Annotated in this window: 2 protein-coding genes and 1 pseudogene; all 3 read left to right on the top strand. The window is 48.7% G+C overall.

Translation table 11 applies throughout. The annotated features are described in order from the left end of the window. Positions 1-788: 788 nt before the first annotated feature. Positions 789-2,027, top strand: coding sequence for a TolC family protein (locus ACESLU_RS13440; RefSeq protein WP_372639142.1), 1,239 nt, complete (start codon positions 789-791; stop codon positions 2,025-2,027). Between the two features lie 4 nt (positions 2,028-2,031). Then, a complete protein-coding gene (locus tag ACESLU_RS13435; RefSeq protein ID WP_372639141.1) occupies positions 2,032-2,607 on the top strand; it encodes a hypothetical protein in 576 nt (191 codons plus the stop codon). A 44-nt stretch (positions 2,608-2,651) separates the two neighbouring features. Next, positions 2,652-3,163: pseudogene (locus tag ACESLU_RS13430) on the top strand (hypothetical protein); the annotation flags it as partial.

Below are 3,163 nucleotides of genomic sequence, written 5' to 3'. Positions count from 1 at the left end.
GTGAGTGATAGTTTGCCCTGTACCGCTTCCGGCATCCAGGAGGGAGCTGCTGTCAATAGCGATTCCCGATGAACGAATGGCCTCTAAAGGCAGGTTGGTGGATTTATTGGGACCGTTTTACGGTAACCCCGCAAATCGCGTTCTGCTTTTTGTGCTTTATATGAGTTGCCGGCATCCCGGCAATGTCCACAGCAGCTCATCGTCTCTTTCGATAACCGACTTGGCATACGGACAGAATGGAATTATTTTTAATTTTGATATTAACAACCCTTCTAACTATCCTTAAGCGTGTTTACCTATAGTACACATAATGTCAACAGGTTTTTGGCCCATCTAATATTGTTGGGAAGCCTTTTCTGTATTTTTTTTGGACAGGGGCTTCATATCCATTCGATTTCCCTGCATGTTGAGGATTATTTTGGTATCCATGCTCATATTCACGCACATAAAAGTCATGATGGGCCGATACAGGATGATGATAATGGAGAGGAAGATAATCACCAACATGAGGTCAGCACGTCCTCTGATATTATTGGAACTCTGACATCCCCATATCAGTTGAGGCCGGACACACAGCCGTATGTAGTTCATGGGGTTGATACTGAACACAATTCCGTCAATCCAAGGTTTGAGCAGTCTTCAACATTTTTTGGCTTACCGCCGCCGAGGCCGGTAGCCCACCAATATCACCTCTCTTCTTTTTCCCGCCGTGGCCCTCCTATAGCCTGACTTATCCCTATCAGGGACTTCCCTTCCTAACTGTACACTCAAATTATAATTTAACCACCATGAACAGGTATATCCGGTGGACGCTATTGCTGGTAATCTTTCCTGTGATAGTCTATTCGCAACCAACTTCTATTTCACTCGAAGAAGCCGTAGAGCTTTTTAAGCAGAACAGTCTCCAGCAAGAGTTGGCAAGGTATGACCGGTTGCGCAAGCAGGGAGAAACGGTGCACTACAAATCGTATCCCAATCCAGAGATCAGTATTAACCGGGAACAGCTCAATGCCGGACCTGTTGATTATCAGGAAACGACTTATATGCTGTCCCAGCCTATTGAACTATTGGGACAGCCTTTCCTGCGTAGCCAAAGCGCTTCCAAATCCAAAAAAGCCGCCGAACTTCAATTTGAAAATGACCGGTTGCAATTGGTGACGCAAGTGAAATCGCTATATGCAGAATATTGGCAGCTGTCGGAGAAACTGGACGTCTACAACGGTGCACTGGAAATTATTCAGAAGGCGCGCGAATCAGCAAAAGCACGACAAGAGGAGGGTACCTTTTCTGGATTGCAGGTGCAGCGATTTAATGTGGAGCTCAGCCGATACAGAAAACATCGCGACGAGGTTAAACTGGATCTGCAACAAACCGGGAACCGGCTCGCCAGCTATCTTTTTGCAGGGGAAGACCCGGAAACTGAAAATCAACCATCAGATAGCTTAACTGTAACTCCTGTTGGACTTCAAGAGGAAGCTGTTGTTCAGTATGCCTTGGAAAATCGAGCGGACTTGAAAGCCTTGAAAGAACTGTCGGATGCTTCGAAGCTACGGTATAAAGTAGAAAAGCGGGATCGCCTGCCCCATCTGAATGTAAATGTTGGATATAAAGAACAATCAGATGGAGCAGAAGGATTTGTCATCGGTGGCTCTGTCAAGGTACCAATTTTTAGTCAGAATCGCGGAAATGTGATCATGACAAAAGCCCAAAGCCAGTCCCGGCAAACTGAGCTGATACTTAAACGACAAGAAGTGCGCAACCAAGTGGAAACGGCCTACAGTCGTGTTCAGCTTGTTATGGACCGATGGCACTCTATGCAAGAAAACACGGTTCAACTGTCTATGCTGGAAGCGGCCCGTGCTGCTTACCGGGAGGGTCGGTACTCGCTTGTTGAGCTGCTCGATGCCACCAAGGCATATGTAGATGGACAGACGATGATCTACGAGACCATAGCGGAATACAATCAAGCACTTTTTGAACTGGACGCCAAAACTGCAGGACGAATTTCTAACGCTCAAAACAACTAATATTATGATGAAACGCATACTTCTTATCCTATCGATCGCAGCTGGATTAACCATAACGGGATGTGGTTCGGATGATTCCGGACACAGCCACGGCGAGGGGGCCGACCATAGCCACGAAACCGAACAGCATGCCGATGATGATATGAATACAGATCACCAGCAGGCAGCCGAGGAGGGCCATGATCACTCTGAGGGTGAAGATGGACATTCCCACTCCGGGGAAAATACGCACTCTCATGAAGGTGAAGAATCCGGTGTAATGTTGGGACCGGGAGAAACCTACGATGAAGTCCGAAAGGGTATCCGCCTGACCTTGTCTTATAGCAGTGAAAACAGCTCTTTCACCGGCACGGTAGAAAACACCACCCAGGATGCGCTGCCACCGGTATCGGTTGGAGTTGAATTGTCAAACGGAACGGAGCTTGGCCCCACCATCCCGTTCGATCTTGCTGCCGGAGAAAGCCAGTCCATTGAACTGGATACAGCCGGGGAAACCTTCGACAGCTGGAGGGCCCATTCTGAAATGGGGAGTGGCGGGCATAACCATGGTGAAGACAGCGACCATGAGCTCCACAATTAATGGCGGATCGCGCAGCATTATTTAACCCAAAAATCCAAAGATCAATGAAACGTTTAATCATACTCTTATTCGCAGCAACCGGGCTTTTGATCGCCGGGTGCAATTCCGGTGATGAAGATCACAGCCACGGCGAAGGAGCAGACCATACCCACGAGCAGCCGGCCGGGCAAACCCCACAGGAACAAACGCACGAACAGGAGGAGGATCAGCACGAACACGATCAGGAAAACGCTTCTCAAGGGAGTTCGGTGCAACCTGAGGGCAGCGGGGCCGTGACCCAATGGACGGATGAAACCGAACTCTTCATGGAATATCCGGAAATCATCGTCGGCCGGGAAGCCACTTTTGCGGTACATCTGACCCGGCTTTCCGATTTCAGCCCTATCGCCAACTCTGAGGTATACTTTACGTTCCGCTCGGATAACGGCACTGAGATCTCGAGAAGGGAAACCGAAGTACAGACAGCCGGTATTTACGGACCTGACATGACATTTGAACACGCGGGACGGTATGACCTAACCATCGAGATTTACGGCATGGTCAACGACACGATACA

Source organism: Fodinibius sp., from assembly GCF_041642155.1.
GTDB lineage: Bacteria > Bacteroidota > Rhodothermia > Balneolales > Balneolaceae > Fodinibius.
This window is presented reverse-complemented; position numbering and strand designations above follow the sequence as displayed.